This is a genomic window from Rhodoferax sp. GW822-FHT02A01 (assembly GCF_038784515.1).
Lineage (GTDB): Bacteria > Pseudomonadota > Gammaproteobacteria > Burkholderiales > Burkholderiaceae_C > Allorhodoferax.
This window is the reverse complement of the sequence record NZ_CP152376.1, coordinates 591,215-607,498: the sequence shown is the minus strand read 5'-3', so window position 1 is coordinate 607,498 and position 16,284 is coordinate 591,215. Positions and strand designations below refer to the sequence as shown.

General features: G+C 63.4%; 17 protein-coding genes. 10 read left to right on the top strand and 7 right to left on the bottom strand.

The features are described 5' to 3' along the window. Positions 1 to 10 precede the first annotated feature (10 nt). The gene (locus AAGF34_RS02815) at positions 11 to 322 is read right to left on the bottom strand and encodes a DUF3567 domain-containing protein (RefSeq protein WP_342619116.1); all 312 of its coding nucleotides are present in this window, start codon (positions 320 to 322) and stop codon (positions 11 to 13) included. Positions 323 to 408: 86 nt separating this feature from the next. After that, positions 409 to 1,527: a DUF3108 domain-containing protein gene (locus AAGF34_RS02810; RefSeq protein ID WP_342619115.1), complete on the bottom strand. Its 1,119-nt coding sequence runs from the start codon at positions 1,525 to 1,527 to the stop codon at positions 409 to 411. Positions 1,528 to 1,588: 61 nt separating this feature from the next. On the opposite strand from AAGF34_RS02810, the gene AAGF34_RS02805 reads away from it, so the two are divergent. Beyond that, the gene (locus AAGF34_RS02805) at positions 1,589 to 2,587 is read left to right on the top strand and encodes a fumarylacetoacetate hydrolase family protein (RefSeq protein ID WP_342619114.1); all 999 of its coding nucleotides are present in this window, start codon (positions 1,589 to 1,591) and stop codon (positions 2,585 to 2,587) included. Positions 2,588 to 2,616: 29 nt separating this feature from the next. Here the strand turns inward: AAGF34_RS02805 and AAGF34_RS02800 are convergent, their stop codons facing one another. Then, complete coding sequence (locus AAGF34_RS02800; RefSeq protein WP_342619113.1) at positions 2,617 to 3,216, bottom strand: MarC family protein; 600 nt, start codon at positions 3,214 to 3,216, stop codon at positions 2,617 to 2,619. Beyond that, positions 3,216 to 3,629 (bottom strand): VOC family protein, encoded by a 414-nt coding sequence (locus tag AAGF34_RS02795; RefSeq protein ID WP_342619112.1) that lies wholly within the window; start codon positions 3,627 to 3,629, stop codon positions 3,216 to 3,218. The genes AAGF34_RS02800 and AAGF34_RS02795 overlap by 1 nt, the downstream gene beginning before the upstream one ends. Before the next feature lie 97 nt (positions 3,630 to 3,726). Here AAGF34_RS02795 and AAGF34_RS02790 point away from each other — a divergent pair, with 97 nt between their 5' ends. The 6 genes from AAGF34_RS02790 to AAGF34_RS02765 all read left to right on the top strand — a co-directional run bounded on the left by AAGF34_RS02790 (position 3,727) and on the right by AAGF34_RS02765 (position 9,396). Then, the gene (locus AAGF34_RS02790; RefSeq protein ID WP_342619111.1) at positions 3,727 to 4,434 is read left to right on the top strand and encodes an energy transducer TonB; all 708 of its coding nucleotides are present in this window, start codon (positions 3,727 to 3,729) and stop codon (positions 4,432 to 4,434) included. An 18-nt stretch (positions 4,435 to 4,452) separates the two neighbouring features. Then, entirely contained in the window at positions 4,453 to 5,148 is a 696-nt protein-coding gene (locus AAGF34_RS02785; RefSeq protein WP_342619110.1) for a MotA/TolQ/ExbB proton channel family protein, read from the top strand. A gap of 9 nt (positions 5,149 to 5,157) precedes the next feature. Beyond that, positions 5,158 to 5,565 carry a biopolymer transporter ExbD gene (locus AAGF34_RS02780; RefSeq protein WP_342619109.1) on the top strand — a complete coding sequence of 136 codons (408 nt, stop codon included), beginning with the start codon at positions 5,158 to 5,160 and terminating at the stop codon, positions 5,563 to 5,565. A gap of 99 nt (positions 5,566 to 5,664) precedes the next feature. Beyond that, positions 5,665 to 6,339, top strand: a complete 675-nt coding sequence (locus tag AAGF34_RS02775) for a PhaM family polyhydroxyalkanoate granule multifunctional regulatory protein (protein WP_342619108.1) — start codon at positions 5,665 to 5,667, stop codon at positions 6,337 to 6,339. Positions 6,340 to 6,361: 22 nt separating this feature from the next. Next, positions 6,362 to 7,612, top strand: a complete 1,251-nt coding sequence (locus tag AAGF34_RS02770) for an FIST N-terminal domain-containing protein (protein WP_342619107.1) — start codon at positions 6,362 to 6,364, stop codon at positions 7,610 to 7,612. Between the two features lie 20 nt (positions 7,613 to 7,632). Continuing rightward, positions 7,633 to 9,396, top strand: coding sequence for a methyl-accepting chemotaxis protein (locus AAGF34_RS02765; RefSeq protein ID WP_342619106.1), 1,764 nt, complete (start codon positions 7,633 to 7,635; stop codon positions 9,394 to 9,396). A 20-nt stretch (positions 9,397 to 9,416) separates the two neighbouring features. Here the strand turns inward: AAGF34_RS02765 and tgt are convergent, their stop codons facing one another. Together tgt and queA are read right to left on the bottom strand one after the other, a co-directional pair. Further along, positions 9,417 to 10,640 carry a tRNA guanosine(34) transglycosylase Tgt gene (gene tgt / locus AAGF34_RS02760; protein WP_342619105.1) on the bottom strand — a complete coding sequence of 408 codons (1,224 nt, stop codon included), beginning with the start codon at positions 10,638 to 10,640 and terminating at the stop codon, positions 9,417 to 9,419. 20 nt (positions 10,641 to 10,660) lie between these two features. Continuing rightward, positions 10,661 to 11,743 carry a tRNA preQ1(34) S-adenosylmethionine ribosyltransferase-isomerase QueA gene (gene queA, locus AAGF34_RS02755; RefSeq protein ID WP_342619104.1) on the bottom strand — a complete coding sequence of 361 codons (1,083 nt, stop codon included), beginning with the start codon at positions 11,741 to 11,743 and terminating at the stop codon, positions 10,661 to 10,663. Positions 11,744 to 11,897: 154 nt separating this feature from the next. Here queA and recG point away from each other — a divergent pair, with 154 nt between their 5' ends. The 3 genes from recG to ubiA are packed head-to-tail and all read left to right on the top strand — an operon-like array spanning position 11,898 to position 15,778. Next, on the top strand, positions 11,898 to 13,949 hold the full coding sequence (recG, locus tag AAGF34_RS02750) for an ATP-dependent DNA helicase RecG (RefSeq protein WP_342621020.1): 2,052 nt from the start codon (positions 11,898 to 11,900) through the stop codon (positions 13,947 to 13,949). A 21-nt stretch (positions 13,950 to 13,970) separates the two neighbouring features. Further along, complete coding sequence (locus tag AAGF34_RS02745) at positions 13,971 to 14,930, top strand: LysR substrate-binding domain-containing protein (protein ID WP_342619103.1); 960 nt, start codon at positions 13,971 to 13,973, stop codon at positions 14,928 to 14,930. Then, positions 14,927 to 15,778: a 4-hydroxybenzoate octaprenyltransferase gene (gene ubiA, locus AAGF34_RS02740; protein ID WP_342619102.1), complete on the top strand. Its 852-nt coding sequence runs from the start codon at positions 14,927 to 14,929 to the stop codon at positions 15,776 to 15,778. The genes AAGF34_RS02745 and ubiA overlap by 4 nt, the downstream gene beginning before the upstream one ends. A 118-nt stretch (positions 15,779 to 15,896) precedes the next feature. Here the strand turns inward: ubiA and AAGF34_RS02735 are convergent, their stop codons facing one another. Next, positions 15,897 to 16,196: a PsiF family protein gene (locus AAGF34_RS02735; RefSeq protein WP_342619101.1), complete on the bottom strand. Its 300-nt coding sequence runs from the start codon at positions 16,194 to 16,196 to the stop codon at positions 15,897 to 15,899. Between the last annotated feature and the right edge of the window lie 88 nt (positions 16,197 to 16,284).

Below are 16,284 nucleotides of genomic sequence, written 5' to 3'. Positions count from 1 at the left end.
CGGGGAGGTTTTAGTGCACCAGTACCGGGTTTTGCGCCAGTTCGGCGTAGCGCTCCAGCGTGTCTTCCACCTCTTCCTGGGTCGGGGTGTTCACCTGCCATGCAACGATGTGCTGCTGGAAGAGTTCGGCCCAGGAGCCGTCCAGATAGACCTCTTTGCCGGATCGTTTGTCCACGATTTCAAAGCCGTGGCGCAGCAGCATGGGCAGTACCTGTGCACCGTGTTCTGTCTTGCTGGCGCCGGAGGGGTGTTGCACCTCCGACTCCAGGTTGGCCAGCATGTGGGTGACCGAGTAGGTTTCAGAATCGTAGAGTGTGTGCATGTCGTAGCGGGTTCCTATGTTGCTTTGCAATTGGGAGCGGGCTGTCGCAATTCAAGATTAACAGGAAAACTCGGCTTCCAAGGCCTTCAGTCCGGTTTTTGTGACTTTCGCCACAAAAGGTCTGCAAATGCGCCGCTGGCCTCGGTAATGCGGATGCGCACCGGCAGGTAATGCATGTCCGGCGCCAGCCAGACCTCGATGCGCTGGTCGAACTCCACTGTGGGCTCCTTGACAAAGCGCACCACCATCAGCGTGCCGCCCGGCAGTTCCATGGATTCCGGCGTGCCAGCCTTGAAGTCCCACAGTTCCGCCCGGTGTGCATCGGCTGCCTGGAAGCTGATGACCGAACCCGCCGGGTAGCGCGCAGGCTCGCCCGCCACCATGGCACTGAGTTGCAGCATCGCGCTGAGCTTGTCCTGTGCACCTGCCTGCAGCGGCACGTCCGGGTTGTTGGCACTGAAGGAGATGATGCCCTTGTCGCGCTGGAAATGGGTGGCCTGCTCGGCGCCGCGCGGCTTGTCGCCAAAGCGCGTGGGTTGCAGGCCGCTGTCAGTCAGCTCGCCCTTGCTGGTCCAGGTGCGCAGCCGAAAGCCGAAAGCCGAGAGCTCCAGCTTGGCGGTGTACTGCAGCGTATCGGGTTGCCATAGCAGCTCGCCGGACGCGGCGTACTTGATGTACCCCTTTTCCTCGCCCTTGCCGTCATACAGCAGCCGCACCGGCTCGGAATAGGACACCTTCTGGGCGCGCCGGACTTCGGCGCCCGCAGCGGCGGCGGTGGAAGCGACTAGCGGCGAGGGCGTCACGCTGGCACTGGCAGGTGGCTCGGGTTTGGCTGCGGCAAGCACGGCCAGTGCACTGGCAGGCGGTTGCGGTGCTGTCGCTGCTACGGCTGGTGCGGCATCCACGGCGTCTGTAGGGCCGGGTGCGGCAACTGCGGGTGTGGGGTCGACTGTGGCCGCGGGCGCCGGTGGTTCCGGGGCGGGCGCTATCGGCTTAGGAGCCGCGTGGGGTGCGGGCCGGGGGGGGGCGTGTGGCGGAGTCGGACGAGCGACTGCCGGTGGCTCGTCGATGGTGCGGGTCTCGAAGTGCAGGTCTGGGGCACTGTCAGGGTTTCCCACGTGAAAGCCTATGCCGCTGGGCAGGCCACCTAGCAGCAGCACATGGGCCAGTGCAACGGCGGCGGTCAGGATCAAAAGCTTGCGCATGGAGTAGGGCGTGGTGGGCAGTGAGTTTAGGGCACAGCATAAATGCGGCGAAAATCCCCCCATGAAACTTGCAAGCTACAAAGACGGTTCCCGCGACGGCCAACTGGTCGTGGTCTCCCGGGACCTGAGCCAGGCCCATTACGCCACCCACATTGCCAACCGGCTGCAACAGGTGCTGGACGACTGGAATTACCTCTCGCCGCAGTTGCAGGATATTTTTGATGCACTGAACGCGGGCCGTGCGCGCCACGCCTTTCCTTTCGACCCGGCCCAATGCATGGCGCCGCTGCCACGTGCCTACCAGGTGGTGCAGGCAGATGCCTATCCCAGCCTGGCCGCATTGCTGAACAAATCCCGCGGTGTGGAAGAGTCCTCGCCCGTGCTGCAGATGGCGCAGGCCAGTGGCGACGCGCTGCTGGGGGCGCACGAGCCGCTGCGCTGTGCCACCGAGGCGTTTGGTGTGGATTTTGGTGCTGCCGTGGCAGTGATCACTGGGGACATACCGCAGGAATGCCCGGGTGACCGTGCTCTGGACGGTGTGCGCTTGCTGGCGCTGTGCAATCTGGTGACGTTGCGCAACCTGCTGCCTGCCGATGCAGCCGCCAGCGCTTCGGTGCAGAGCCAGTGCGCCACCGCTTTCAGCCCGGTGGCAGTGACGCCCGATGAACTGGGTGAAGCCTGGTCCAAAGGGCGGGTGAACCTCACACTGCAATGCAGCTGGAATGGCCGCAAGGTAGGCATGGGCGACGCGGGTGCAGGCATGGGCATGCATTTCGGTCAGCTGCTGGCGTATCTGGCCAAGACCCGCGCAGTGCGCGCAGGCAGCATAGTGGCCGCAGGCCCGGTCAGCAATGCGGGGACCGAGAAAAAGGGCCAGTGGAGCTGGCCAGCCGGCTACCACTGCATCGCCGAAAAACGCGCCATGGAAATCGTGCAGGACGGGCAGGCGGCGACAGAGTACCTGCGGTTTGGCGACACCGTGCGTATCGACATGAAGAACGCCGCCGGCCACAGCGTGTTCGGCGCGATCGAGCAGGAAGTGGTGGCGCTGCAGGACTGAGTCCGGCCAGGGCGCCGCGTTTGCGGCGCTCAGCCGTGCAGCTGCTGTGCGAAGGTCTTGATACCGCGCAGCATCATCTCGATGGCCACGGAAACCAGCACCAGGCCCATCAGCCGTTCCACCGCCACCACCAGGCGGGTGCCGATGATGCGCTGGATGCGCTCTGCCGAAACCAGCACCACGGCGCTCACCAGCATGGTGACGCACAGGGCACCTATCCACTCCATGCGCCGCTCCGGTTGCTGCGATACCAGCAGCAGCACGGTGGCCAGCGCGCTGGGGCCGGCCACGGCGGGCACCGCCAGCGGCACGATGAGTGGCTCTTCCATCTGTTCCGGGTCCATGCTTTCAGGCGGTGGGAACACCATGCGCAAGGCGATCAGGAACAGGATCACGCCGCCACCGATCTGCAGCGCCAGCTCGCTCAGGTTCATGACCTGCAGGAAGCGCTCGCCCACAAACATGAAGGTGAGCAGCAGCACAAAGGCGATCATGATTTCGCGCAGGATCACCCAGGGCCGGCGCTGCGGCGCGACATGCTTGAGCGCGTTGGCAAAGATGGGGATGTTGCCCACCGGGTCGGTAATCAGCACCAGCAGGATGGTGGCCGACAGAAAGGTGTAATTCATCATGCGGCGTACAGGGTGTCGAGCGAGGCAAACCCTTTGACCTCGATCGGGTTGCCAAACGGGTCCAGGAAGAACATGGTCCATTGCTCGCCGGGTTGACCGGCAAAGCGCAGTTGCGGCTCCAGCACAAAGGCGGTGCCGGCATCCTGCAGGCGCTGTGCCAGGGCCTGCCAGTCGGGCAGGGCCAGAACCAGTCCAAAGTGCGGCATGGGCACCAGGTGGTCACCCACATGGCCGGTGTTGGCCGTCTTGAAAGGTTCGCCCAGGTGCAGCGAGAGCTGGTGGCCGAAGAAATCAAAGTCCACCCAGGTGGCGGTGCTGCGCCCTTCGGCGCAGCCCAGCACGCCGCCGTAAAAGCGGCGCGCGGTATCCAGGTCGGTGACGTTGAAGGCGAAATGAAACAGGCTGCGCATGCCCGCAGGATAGCAGCCCGTGCAATGGCCAATATGGCGGCGTAAGGCCCGTCACGGCGCTGGGGGCGGTATGGAGGAAAATGGGGTGCTCCACCCCATGTCGCTCACCAACCCCGTTCATCGCCAGCGTTTTATTCTGGTCGCCTGCGTGCTGCTCTTGCATGCGCTGGCGCTATGGGCCTTGCAGACGGGCCTGCTGCAGCGTTTTGTCGAAGCTGATCGTGAAATCGTGGTGCCAGTGGAGGCCATTTCGGAGCAACCGATGCCCGCGCCCGTTGCACCTGTGAAACCAGCCCCTGCAAACAAGGAAGTGCCTGCTCCCAAACAGAATGCCGTCACAATACCGGCGCCTTTGCTACCCAACCCGGCACCGGTGGCCGTGCCTGCGCCGCAGGCGATTGCCGATGCCACGCCCACACCCAGTGCACCCGCGGGCGTTCAGGCTGGCCAGCCAGCATTGGCGGCGCCGGCACAGCCTTTGGCTGCACTGCCAGTTGCTGCGCCACCTGCCGCTCCCAAGATGGAGCTGCCCTCCAGTACCGCCGACTACCTGCACAACCCCAAACCAAAGTACCCCCGGCTTAGCCTGAGCCGCAACGAGCAGGGGAAGGTCATACTCAGCGTATTGGTGGGGCCGGACGGCAAGGTGCGTGAAGTAGTGGTGAAGTCGTCCAGTGGTTTTAATCTGCTGGACCGCGCGGCGCGCGAAGCAGTATTGGAATGGACGTTTGTCCCGGGCAAACGCAATGGCGCACCGGTGGAGATGTCGGTGGACGTGCCCATTCCCTTCCAGCTGACGGATTAGTTTTTGGAGAACAAGGCAATGAATCCCACTTTCGGGTTGGTCAATGTGTGGATGCAAGGCGACGCGGTCAGCCGCGTCGTGCTGCTGGTGCTGCTTGCGATGTCCCTGGCCTCGTGGCTGGTGATCGGTTTTCGTTTGCTGGACCTGCGGCGCCTCTCCCGTCAGGCGGCTGCCATCGAATCCTTTTGGCACGCCAAGGACTTTGCAGAAGGGATACGCGCGCTGGGGCCGGTAGACAGTCCGTTTGTGGCGCTGGCGCAGGAAGGTCAGAAGGCTGCAACCCATTTGACAGGGAAGGGCAGCGCGCAGGCCGAGTTGCACGAAGGCTTTGACTTCAGTGACTGGGTGACGCGCAGCCTGCGCAACAGCGTGGATGACAGCACCGCGCGCATGCAGTCCGGCCTGGCCATCCTGGCTTCGGCGGGTTCCACCGCACCCTTTGTCGGTTTGTTCGGCACGGTCTGGGGCATCTACCACGCGCTCATGTCCATCGGCATGGCGGGCCAGGCCACCATCGACAAGGTGGCAGGGCCCATTGGCGAAGCGCTGATCATGACCGCCCTGGGCCTGGCAGTGGCCATTCCGGCAGTGCTGGGGTACAACGCGCTGGTACGTGCCAACAAGGCCATCATTGCCAAGCTCAACCGCTTCGCCCATGACCTGCATGCCTACTTTGTGACCGGCGCGCGCGTGGGTTCAGGCAAGCACACCTAAGGAGCGCACATGGCCTTCGGAACCCAGGACGACACCGACGAAGTCATGAACGAGATCAATATGACGCCCCTGGTGGACGTCATGCTGGTACTACTCATCATCTTCATCATCACCGTGCCGGTGATGCAGCATGCGGTCAACATCGAGTTGCCGCGCGCCACCAACCAGCCCGAGAACATCAAACCCGAAACCATACGCCTGAGCGTGGATGCCTCCGGTGCCTATTTCTGGAACGACATCCCACTGAGCGATGCCGAACTGCCCGCGCGCATGGCTGCGGCGGCGGCCAGGGTGCCCCAGCCCGAGTTGCATATACGCGGTGACAAGGCGGTACGCTACGAGCGTGTGGCCAGTGCCATGGCTGCCGCCCAACGCGCCGGACTGCACAAAATCGGCTTTGTCACCGACCCCGGCTAGGCGCCGTTTGCGCTCCGATTTAACTGCCGTGGTGGCTTGTGGATGGAGTACAGTGCTTGCAAGGCAGCGCGCATATTTCAATGACTTCAAGGAGACAGCATGAGCGACACAGACGCCACCGGATTTGCCAAGTTCGTCCCAGGTTTTGATTTCTTGCAGACCCTTGCCAAGGGTGCCAGCGCCAGCGTGAACCAGATGCCCAATATGGGCAACTGGATCGCTCCCACACTCAGCGTGGAAGAACTCGACAAGCGCATTGGAGAACTCAAGAACGTGCAGTTCTGGCTGGAGCAGAATTCCCGCGCGCTCTCGGCCACCGTCCAGGCACTGGAAGTGCAGCGCATGACGCTGGCCACGCTCAAGGGCATGAACTTCAACCTGAGCGAGGTGGCCAGCGCATTTGGTGCCAAGTCTGCCGAGACGCCCGCCTCCCCGCCGCCCAAAGCGGCAGAAAAGGCCGCCAGCGCAGCCAAGCCTGCAGACGAAGAGCCCACTGCAAGTGCCGAACCCGGCAAACCGGCTTCCAAGGCAGCGGCGGGTGCGTCCATGGTCGACCCCCTGCAGTTGTGGGGTTCCCTGACACAGCAGTTCCAGCAGATTGCGTCCAACGCTATGCAGGAAGTCACGGCCAAGGCGGGCATAGACCTGGCCAAGACCATGGCGGCTGCCAGTGTCAAGGAGCCCGTCAAGGCAGCCCCCGTGGCGCGCAAGAAGGCTCCGGCCAAGAAGACAGCTGCGCGCAAGACGGCAGCGCGCAAGACCACCGGCCGATAACTGCATCGATGGCAGGCGTGGAATGAAGCTGTTTCCCTATGGCCATGCCACGCATCCGCAGTGGCAAATGGCGGCGGCTCTGGTACTGGCGCAATTGCGTGCCCAGATGGCGCTGCACGGCTATGCGGCGAACCCTACGTTGGCCTTGCTCTACATCACCGACCACTACGCCACCGACGCGCAAGACATTCTGGAATACCTGAGCGGCGAACTGCCCCTGGTGACGGATTGGTCCGGCACCGTGGGCGTGGGCATCAGTTCCAACAACGTGGAGTACTTTGACGAACCCGCACTGGCCGTCATGTTGCTGGAATTGCCTACCGATCAGTACCGCATCTTTTCCGGTGTGGCACCGCTGGGCATGGGCTTTGAGGTCAACACGGCACTGGTGCACGCAGATGGCAGCACGCCCGACGTGGTGGAGCTCATTGCCGAGCTGGCGCATCGAACGGATGCCGGTTTCCTGTTCGGAGGACTGTCGTCCAGCCGGTCGGTCAGTGTGCAATTTGCCGTCGCTGCCGACGGCAACATCAGCGGGCAGGGTGCGGCCAGCGGCGTGTTTAGCGGAGGCATGAGTGGCGTGGCATTCGGCCCCGGCGTGGGCCTGGTGTCGCGTGTTACGCAAGGCTGCGTGCCGGTATCCGCTGCGCGCACGGTGACTGCGGCGGACGGCAACCTGATCCTTGAGCTCGACGGGATTCCCGCGCTCGACGTATTGCTGGAGGACCTGCACGTCACGCTGGACAAGCCGCAGGAGGCCATAGAAGCGGTGCGCTCGACCCTGGTCGGTCTGGTCGAGGCCGGTGATGAACTGGTTCGCCAGACCGGCAACTTCGGCAATGACGTCATGGTGCGCCACATCATCGGACTGGACCCGGCCCGCCGCGGCGTGGCCATCGCAGCACCGGTGCAGCAGGACAGCCGCATGGCCTTTTGCCAGCGCAACATGCAGGCGGCGCGTGCCGACCTGATGCGGGTGTGTGCGGAGATCCGGGAGGAGCTGGAGCCGCAGGAGATGCCGTTGCAGACCGCCAATGCACTGATGGCCTCGGAGCTGGAGTCGGCGCCCCATCCGGCGCGCCGCATAGCCGGAGCGGTGTATGTGAGTTGCACTGGCCGTGGTGGACCGCATTTTGGTGGCCCCAGCGCCGAGCTGCAACTGGTGCGCAGGGCGCTTGGCGATGTGCCACTGGTCGGTTTCTTTGCCGGCGGCGAGATCGCCTATGACCATCTGTATGGCTACACCGGCGTGCTGACCGTGTTTACTACATAAGATTTGGGCCAGAGACAAATATGAATACATCCAATATAAAAATCGCCACCTTGTTGCGCCTGGGCTTTGGCCTGCTGGCCATTTTGATCGTGATCATGGGGGCCTTGAGCCTCTGGAAGGCCAACAGTGTGCAGGGCTCATTCAGCAGCGTCCTGGACAACCGCTATCCCAAGATCAGTGCATTGCAGTCCATCAATAGCCGCGCCAGGGAATCCAGCCGTATCCAGCGAGATCTGCTGCTACTGTCAGATGCCGATGACATCAAGAAGGCCATAGAGTCCGTCGGACGCCTGCAGAAGGAAGACGCAGACCAATTTGCCAAGCTGGAAGGCACATTCAAATCCGAAGAGGGCCAGACGCTCTTCAAGGCAACCCTGGCTGCGCGCGCCCAATATGTGCCGGCAAGCCAGAAATTCATGAACAAGGCGGTCAGTTCCCAGGAACTGGCCAAGATCGCGCTGCAGACTGAAGTCGCGCAGCTGGAGCAGAATTACCTTGCTGCGGTTGATGCGCTGGTGATCTTTGTGGAAAAGCAGATGCAGGGGGCCCGCGAAGAGGCCTCATCGGCAATCAGCCAGATGCGCATGGCAGTGGAAATCGCAGGTGGCCTGGCGCTGGTTGCTGCAGTGCTTGCCGCGATTTGGATTCCCCGTGTTGTTGCGCAACCCATCAACCTGGCCGTGGACGTGGCGCGCGCTGTTGCGGGTGGCGACCTCGCCTATTCCTTTGAAGCCCGGGGCAACAGCGAAACCGGCATGCTGTTGCGTGCGTTGAAGGAAATGCAGACGGCATTGGTGCGGGTGGTTTCGCACGTACGTCAGGGCTCGGAAAGCGTGGCCACGGCCTCTTCGGAAATCGCTCAGGGCAACCATGATCTGTCCGCCCGGACTGAGAGCCAGGCCAGCGCGCTGGAGCAGACCGCCGCCAGCATGGAGGAACTGGGCTCCCAGGTAAAGCACAACGCCGACAACGCGCGCCAGGCCAACCAATTGGCCATGAATGCCTCCACCGTCGCCGTACAAGGCGGGGAAGTGGTGGGCCAGGTGGTACAGACCATGCAGGGCATCAACGAGAGTTCGCGCAAGATTGCCGACATCATCAGCGTGATCGACGGCATTGCCTTTCAGACCAACATCCTGGCGCTGAATGCCGCGGTGGAAGCAGCGCGCGCCGGAGAGCAAGGCCGCGGCTTTGCAGTGGTGGCTTCCGAAGTCCGTGCCCTGGCCGGACGCAGTGCCGATGCGGCCAAGGAAATCAAGTCCCTCATCGGTGCGAGCGTGGAACGTGTGGAGCAGGGCACGCTGCTGGTGGACAAGGCGGGCGCCACCATGACCGAGGTGGTGGCGTCCATCCGGCGCGTCACCGACATCATGGGCGAGATCAGCGCTGCCAGCGGCGAGCAGTCCGCCGGTGTGGCCCAGGTGGGAGAAGCCGTTTCCCAGATGGACCACACCACGCAGCAGAACGCAGCCCTGGTGGAGCAGATGGCGGCAGCGGCCAGCAGCCTCAAGACCCAGGCGGGCGAACTGGTGCAGGCAGTGGCTGTATTCAGGCTGGGAGCCGCGGATCACGTTCCCTTGCCCAGCAAGGTGGGCGTGCGTTCACCCAGCTCTCAGGGCAAACCTTTCAACGGGGAAGAGCGTCGTGCAGACGCGGCCGCCAAGGCAAAGCCCGCCGCACCCAAGGCTGCCGCACCTGCGCCTGCACCCGTGCGCGCGGAACCACCCACGCTCACCGCCAAGGTCACACCCGCCAAGGGTGACGACGAGTGGGAAACTTTCTGAGCTGAAGCGGTAAAGGCGGCTCAGACGCCGCGGGCGCGGTCCGCGTGGAACTGGGCCACATAGGCGCCAAAGCGACCGGCATCTAGCGCATCGCGGATTTCCTGCATCAGGTTCAGGTAGTAGTGCAGGTTGTGGATGCTGGCCAGCATGGGGCCCAGCATTTCGCCGCAGCGGTCTAGGTGGTGGAGGTAAGCACGGCTGAAGCCGGCCCGCCCGCCGTTGGCCCACGATTGCGCGCCTTCCGGCGTAGGGCTTCCCGCACAGGCGTAGCAGGTGCAGGTCTCGTCAATCGGTTTGGGGTCGGCCTTGTGGCGGGCATTGCGGATCTTCAGGTCGCCATAGCGGGAGAACAGCGTGCCGTTGCGGGCATTGCGGGTGGGCATGACGCAGTCGAACATGTCGATGCCGTTTTGCACGCCGGCAATCAGGTCTTCCGGGGTGCCCACGCCCATCAGGTAGTGCGGTTTGTGCGTGGGCAGCTTGGGGCCTATGTGTTTGAGCACCCGCATCATGTCTTCTTTGGGTTCACCCACCGAGAGGCCGCCCACGGCAATGCCGGGGAAGTCCAGCGCTTCCAGGCCGGCCAGTGACTCGTCGCGCAAATGGGTATGCATGCCGCCCTGCACGATGCCGAACAGCGCATTCGGGTTGGCCAGGCGGGCGAACTCCTCCTTGCAGCGCGCAGCCCAGCGCAGGCTGAGCTCCATGGAGCTGCGCGCCTCGCGCTCGGTCGTCACCTGGCCCTTGGTCTTGGGCTCCACCGAAAGGTAGGGCGTGCACTCGTCAAACTGCATGACGATGTCGCTGTTGAGAATGGTCTGGATCTGCATGCTGATCTCGGGCGTGAGAAACAGCTTGTCGCCGTTCACGGGGGAGGCGAACTTCACGCCTTGCTCGGAAATCTTGCGCATCTCGCCCAGGCTCCAGACCTGAAAGCCGCCGGAGTCGGTGAGGATGGGCTTGTCCCATTTCTCGAACGCGTGCAGGCCGCCGAACTGTTTGACCACATCCAGCCCGGGGCGCATCCACAGGTGGAAGGTGTTTCCCAGGATGATCTGGGCATTCATGTCGTGCAGGCTTTGCGGCGTCACGCCCTTGACCGTGCCATAGGTGCCCACCGGCATGAAGATGGGCGTCTGCACCACGCCGTGGTTGAGCGTGAGCTTGCCACGGCGGGCATGGCTGCCCAGGTAGGAGCCGTCGGCAGTGGCGGGGTCGGTCTTGAGGAGGTCGAATTTCAGCATGGTGTGTCGGATACGGATGTTCAGGATTGTCGTGCCAGCAGCATGGCGTCGCCATAGCTGAAGAAGCGGTACTGCTCTGCAATGGCATGCCGATACAGCGCCATGATGTGGTCGTACCCGGCAAAGGCGCTTACCAGCATCATCAGACTGGACTTGGGCAGATGGAAGTTGGTCAGCAGCAGGTTCACATGGGTGAAGGTGAAGCCGGGCGTGATGAAGATGGTGGTGTCGCCACTGGCCTGGCCGCTCTGGGCCCAGCTTTCCAGCGTGCGCACGGTGGTGGTTCCCACGGCGACCACGCGTCCGCCGCGGGCCTTGCATTCGGCAATCGCACGCTGCGTGGCTTCGGGCACCTGGTACCACTCGCTGTGCATATGGTGTTCTGCCAGGTTCTCCGTCTTCACCGGCTGGAAGGTGCCTGCGCCCACATGCAGCGTGACGTGCGCGCGTTGCACGCCCATGGCGTCCAGTGCCGCGAGCACGGCTTCGTCAAAATGCAGCGCGGCCGTGGGGGCGGCCACGGCACCGGGGTTCTTGGCGAACACGGTCTGGTAGCGCTGGGCGTCTTCGGCCGAATCGCTGTGGGTGATGTACGGGGGCAGCGGCACATGGCCGTGGCGCTCCATCAGGGTGTACGGGTCATCGCCCCGGTCGTTGGACAGCACGAAGCGGAACAACTGGCCGTCAGCATCCGGCCAGCGGCCCAGCAAGGTGGCGCACAGGCCATCCTCATGGCCAGCAGCGCACAGCAGTTTGAGCGTGGTGCCCACCTCGGGCTTCTTGCTCACGCGCATGTGGGCCGCTACCTGGTTGCCGCCCAGTACGCGCTCCACCAGCAGCTCCACCTTGCCACCTGTCGGCTTCTCGCCGAACAGGCGTGCGTGCAGCACCTTGGTGTCATTGAAGACCAGCAGGTCGCCTGCGCGCAGCAGGCCGGGCAGGTCGCGGAAGATGCGGTCCACCGGCTGGGCAGCGCGCCCATCGAGCAGGCGCGAGGCACTGCGCTCGGGGGCGGGGTGTTGGGCAATCAGGTTTTCGGGCAGAGCGAAATCGAAGTCGCTCAGGGTGAAGGTGCGCTCGGGGGCGCCAGGGGCAAGGGACATGATGCTTGAGGGTCGAACAAACCCGTACCAAGGAGTAAAGACAGGGCAGAATTGTCCCATGCCGGAGTCCACCCTTTCCATCACCCTGATCGAGCCGCCCAAAGCGGCCGGAAAGGCTGCGGCCAAAACGGCACCGCAGGCGCCCAAGAGCGCTATGCAAAAGGGGCTGGAAAAGCTGGGGCTCAAGCGCGACATCGACCTGGCGCTGCACCTGCCGCTGCGCTATGAGGACGAGACCCGCATTACCCGCCTGCGTGACGCGCGCGAAGGCGACACCATCCAGATCGAGGCGGTGGTGACCGACTGTGAAGTCGCCCATCGCCCGCGCCGCCAACTGCTGGTCAAGGTGGATGACGGCTCGGACGTGTGCACGCTGCGCTTCTTCAACTTCTATCCCAACCACCAGAAGACCTTGGCCGTGGGCAACCGCATCCGCGTGCGGGGTGAGGTGCGCGGTGGCTTTCTGGGTTGGACCATGCTGCATCCCAGCTTCAAGTCTGCCGTGGGCGACCTGCCGACGGCACTTACCCCCATCTATCCCACAGTGGCGGGCATGCCGCAGGCCTATCTGCGCAAGGCGGTGCTGGGCGGGCTGGCGCGGGCGGAGCTGTCCGACACCTTTGCACCTGGTGACCTGAGCCGCCTCAACACCCATGCCCTGTGGACGCTGCGCCAGGCGTTGCAGTTCTTGCACCATCCCACGCCCGATGTGTCGCTGGAAACCTTGCAGGACCACAGCCACCCGGCCTGGCAGCGCCTCAAGGCGGAAGAGCTGCTGGCGCAGCAGCTCTCACAGCTGCAATCGCGTCGCGCCCGCGCCGCCTTGCGCGCACCGCAGTTGCAGGGCAAGGTGGGTGATACCTTGCACGCACGCCTGCTGGCTGCACTGCCGTTTGCGCTGACCAAGGCGCAGCAGCGGGTAGGCTTTGAAATTGCGAAGGACATGGCACACCACCAGCCCATGCACCGCCTGCTGCAGGGCGACGTGGGCGCCGGCAAGACCGTGGTCGCCGCGCTGGCCGCCACCATCTGCATGGATGCGGGATGGCAGTGCGCGCTGATGGCGCCTACCGAGATCCTGGCCGAGCAACACTTCCGCAAGCTGGTGGCCTGGCTGGAGCCGCTGGGCGCCACCACCGCCTGGCTCACCGGCACGCAAAAGACCAAGGCCCGGCGCGAGGCGCTGGCGCAGATCGAAAGCGGCGAAGCCAAGCTGGTGGTGGGAACCCACGCGGTGATCCAGGACAAGGTGCGGTTCAAGAACCTGGCGCTGGCCATCATCGACGAGCAGCATCGCTTTGGCGTCGCCCAACGCCTGGCACTGCGCAGCAAGCTGCAGCACGACGCCATGGAGCCGCACCTGCTGATGATGACGGCCACCCCCATTCCGCGCACGCTGGCCATGAGCTACTACGCCGATCTGGACGTGTCCACACTGGATGAGCTGCCGCCCGGACGCACACCCATCATCACCAAGGTGGTGAATGAAGCGCGCCGCGACGAGGTGGTGCAGCGCATTCGTGCGCAGATCGCGCAGGGGCGGCAGATCTATTGGGTGTGCCCGCTGATTGAAGAAAGCGAGGCGCTGGACCTGACCAATGCGACCCAGACCCATGCCGATCTCAGCATTGCGTTGCAGAACGCAGGGACCGACGGCAAACCGGTAGTCGTGGGTCTGTTGCATTCGCGCATGCCGGTGGAAGAGAAGAAGGCGGTGATGGCGGCCTTTGTGGCGGGCCAGATGGCAGTGCTGGTCAGCACCACCGTGATCGAGGTGGGCGTGGACGTGCCCAATGCCTCGCTGATGGTGGTGGAGCATGCCGAGCGGTTTGGCCTGTCGCAGTTGCACCAGCTGCGGGGCCGGGTCGGACGCGGTGCCGCAGCCTCGGCCTGCGTGCTGCTGTATTCCACGGGTGATGGGCCGCGTCTGGGTGAGGCCGCGCGGGAGCGGCTGCGCGCCATGGCCGAAACCAACGATGGCTTCGAGATCGCCCGGCGCGACCTGGAAATCCGTGGCCCGGGCGAATTCCTGGGCGCGCGCCAGAGCGGGGATGCCATGCTGCGCTTTGCCGACCTGGCCACCGATACGGCGCTGCTGGAGTGGGCCCGCCAGGAAGCCCCCATGATGCTGGACCACCATCCGCATCTGGCCGAAAAACACGTACAGCGTTGGCTGGGTACTAAGGCGGAATTCCTCAAGGCCTGAGCTGCGGAGCACAATAGCGCCATGACACTGACCGAACTCAAATACATTGTGGCCGTGGCCCGCGAGCGCCACTTCGGCAAGGCGGCGGACGCATGCTTTGTGTCGCAGCCCACACTGTCGGTCGCCGTGAAAAAGCTGGAAGAAGAGCTGGACGTTAAGCTGTTCGAGCGCAGTGCCAACGAGGTCACGGTGACGGCCCTGGGCGAAGAAATCGTGCGTCAGGCGCAAAGCGTGCTGGAGCAGGCCGCCAACATCAAGGACATTGCCAAGCGCGGCAAGGACCCGCTGGCCGGTTCGCTGGCACTGGGCGTGATCTACACCATCGCTCCCTATCTGTTGCCGGACCTGGTGCGCCAGGTGATTACCCGCTCTCCCCAGATGCCGCTGATGCTGCAGGAGAACTTCACCGTCAAGCTGCTGGAGATGCTGCGCACCGGCGAGATCGATTGCGCCATCCTGGCCGAACCTTTTCCCGACACCGGGCTGGCGACTGCCCCGCTCTATGATGAGCCGTTCTACGCAGCCGTGCCCATGAACCACCCGCTGGCAACCAAGCAAAGCGTGTCGGCACAGGAGCTCAAGAGCGAGACCATGCTGCTATTGGGCAATGGCCATTGCTTTCGCGACCACGTGCTCGAGGTGTGCCCGGAGTTTGCCCGCTTCTCCAGCGACGCCGAAGGCATACGCAAGAGTTTCGAGGGTTCTAGCCTGGAAACCATCAAGCACATGGTGGCAGCCGGCATGGGCATCACACTGGTGCCGCGCCTGAGCGTACCGCGTGAGGCACTGGAATCCAAGAAGCGCCGCCATGAAGACGCCTTTGTGAAGTACCTTCCGGTCACCGACGACAAAGGAGGACCACCGCCCACACGACGCGTGGTGCTGGCGTGGCGGCGCAGTTTTACCCGTTATGAAGCCATTGCAGAGTTGCGCAACGCAATCTATGCCTGTGAATTGCCAGGAGTGACCCGTCTATCGTGAGTGCGCGTTTTGCCTTGTATCTGGATCTGATCCGTTGGAACCGGCCCGCCGGCTGGCTTTTGTTGCTCTGGCCCTCTTTGTCCGCTCTCTGGATTGCCTCCGGTGGTTTTCCCGGCTGGCATCTGACCGCAGTGTTTGTGCTGGGCACCATCCTGATGCGCAGCGCCGGCTGCTGCATCAACGACGTGGCCGACCGCAACTTTGACCGGCATGTCAAACGCACGGCGAACCGGCCCGTCACCAGCGGCAAGATTTCGGTGCAGGAGGCGTTGGCCGTAGGCGCCGTGCTGGCGCTGCTGGCCCTTGGGTTGGTACTCACTACCAACAGCACCACCTTCGCCTGGTCGTTTGCCGCCCTGGCTGTGACGCTGATTTATCCGTACGCCAAGCGCCATGTCTCCATGCCGCAAGCGGTGCTGGGGATAGCCTTTAGCTTTGGCATTCCCATGGCCTTTGCCGCGGTGCAGTCGCAGGTGCCCTTGCTGGCCTGGGTGCTGCTCATTGGCAATCTGTTCTGGGTTTTGGCCTATGACACCGAGTACGCCATGGTGGACCGCGATGACGACCTGCGCATCGGCATGAAAACCTCCGCTATCACGCTGGGGCGCTGGGACGTGGTGGCCGTGTTGTCCTTTTATCTGGTGCAGCTTGCCATTTGGTCCTGGGCGATTGTTCCGCAACCGCGTGGCTGGGCATGGTGGCTGGGTGTGGTGGTGGTGCTGGCGCAGGTGGTGTGGCATGCCACGCTGATCAAGGACCGTACCCGGGAAGGCTGCTTCAAGGCATTCCGCGCCAACCATTGGGTGGGATTCACCTTGTTTGCCGCCATTGCGGTGGGTTTCGCCTGACAGCATCCGCCTCCCGGTCAGCGCAAAAAGCAAAAGGCCCGAACCTGTAACAGTTCGGGCCTTTTGCTTGAGGCCCCGGTAGGGGCTCCATCGCCGCTTGCGACGGCGCAACGCAGAATTACTTGGCGCTCAGGCACTCTTTCATGAAGGCCTTGCGTTCGTCGCCTTTGAGCGCCTTGGTCTTGGCGTCGGCGTTGCAGGTCTTCATCTTGTCCTGCTGGGTGGCAGGCTTGGCAGGTTCTTCTTTCTTGGCGCTCAGGCATTCCTTCATGAATGCTTTGCGCTCGTCACCCTTGAGTTCTTTTGCCTTGGGGTCTGCATTGCAGGTCTTCATCTTGTTTTGCTGATCGGACGCTGCATGGGCTACGCCCACGGTCAATGCCATACCCAAAGCCAGGAGAGTCAAAATTTTCTTCATCGTTGTTCCTCAAAAAGGTTGGGCAGGAGGCCTGCCATTACGTCGGAATCCGGGGGGATTCCAGCACATAACGTAGGGTTTTGCAAAC

Excerpts from the sequence above, each read along its gene's own strand:
- AAGF34_RS02815 (WP_342619116.1), bottom strand. The coding sequence starts at position 322 with ATGCACACACTCTACGATTCTGAAACCTACTCGGTCACCCACATGCTG.
- AAGF34_RS02810 (WP_342619115.1), bottom strand. The coding sequence starts at position 1,527 with ATGCGCAAGCTTTTGATCCTGACCGCCGCCGTTGCACTGGCCCATGTG.
- AAGF34_RS02805 (WP_342619114.1), top strand. The coding sequence starts at position 1,589 with ATGAAACTTGCAAGCTACAAAGACGGTTCCCGCGACGGCCAACTGGTC.
- AAGF34_RS02800 (WP_342619113.1), bottom strand. The coding sequence starts at position 3,216 with ATGAATTACACCTTTCTGTCGGCCACCATCCTGCTGGTGCTGATTACC.
- AAGF34_RS02795 (WP_342619112.1), bottom strand. The coding sequence starts at position 3,629 with ATGCGCAGCCTGTTTCATTTCGCCTTCAACGTCACCGACCTGGATACC.
- AAGF34_RS02790 (WP_342619111.1), top strand. The coding sequence starts at position 3,727 with ATGTCGCTCACCAACCCCGTTCATCGCCAGCGTTTTATTCTGGTCGCC.
- AAGF34_RS02785 (WP_342619110.1), top strand. The coding sequence starts at position 4,453 with ATGAATCCCACTTTCGGGTTGGTCAATGTGTGGATGCAAGGCGACGCG.
- AAGF34_RS02780 (WP_342619109.1), top strand. The coding sequence starts at position 5,158 with ATGGCCTTCGGAACCCAGGACGACACCGACGAAGTCATGAACGAGATC.
- AAGF34_RS02775 (WP_342619108.1), top strand. The coding sequence starts at position 5,665 with ATGAGCGACACAGACGCCACCGGATTTGCCAAGTTCGTCCCAGGTTTT.
- AAGF34_RS02770 (WP_342619107.1), top strand. The coding sequence starts at position 6,362 with ATGAAGCTGTTTCCCTATGGCCATGCCACGCATCCGCAGTGGCAAATG.
- AAGF34_RS02765 (WP_342619106.1), top strand. The coding sequence starts at position 7,633 with ATGAATACATCCAATATAAAAATCGCCACCTTGTTGCGCCTGGGCTTT.
- tgt (WP_342619105.1), bottom strand. The coding sequence starts at position 10,640 with ATGCTGAAATTCGACCTCCTCAAGACCGACCCCGCCACTGCCGACGGC.
- queA (WP_342619104.1), bottom strand. The coding sequence starts at position 11,743 with ATGTCCCTTGCCCCTGGCGCCCCCGAGCGCACCTTCACCCTGAGCGAC.
- recG (WP_342621020.1), top strand. The coding sequence starts at position 11,898 with ATGCAAAAGGGGCTGGAAAAGCTGGGGCTCAAGCGCGACATCGACCTG.
- AAGF34_RS02745 (WP_342619103.1), top strand. The coding sequence starts at position 13,971 with ATGACACTGACCGAACTCAAATACATTGTGGCCGTGGCCCGCGAGCGC.
- AAGF34_RS02735 (WP_342619101.1), bottom strand. The coding sequence starts at position 16,196 with ATGAAGAAAATTTTGACTCTCCTGGCTTTGGGTATGGCATTGACCGTG.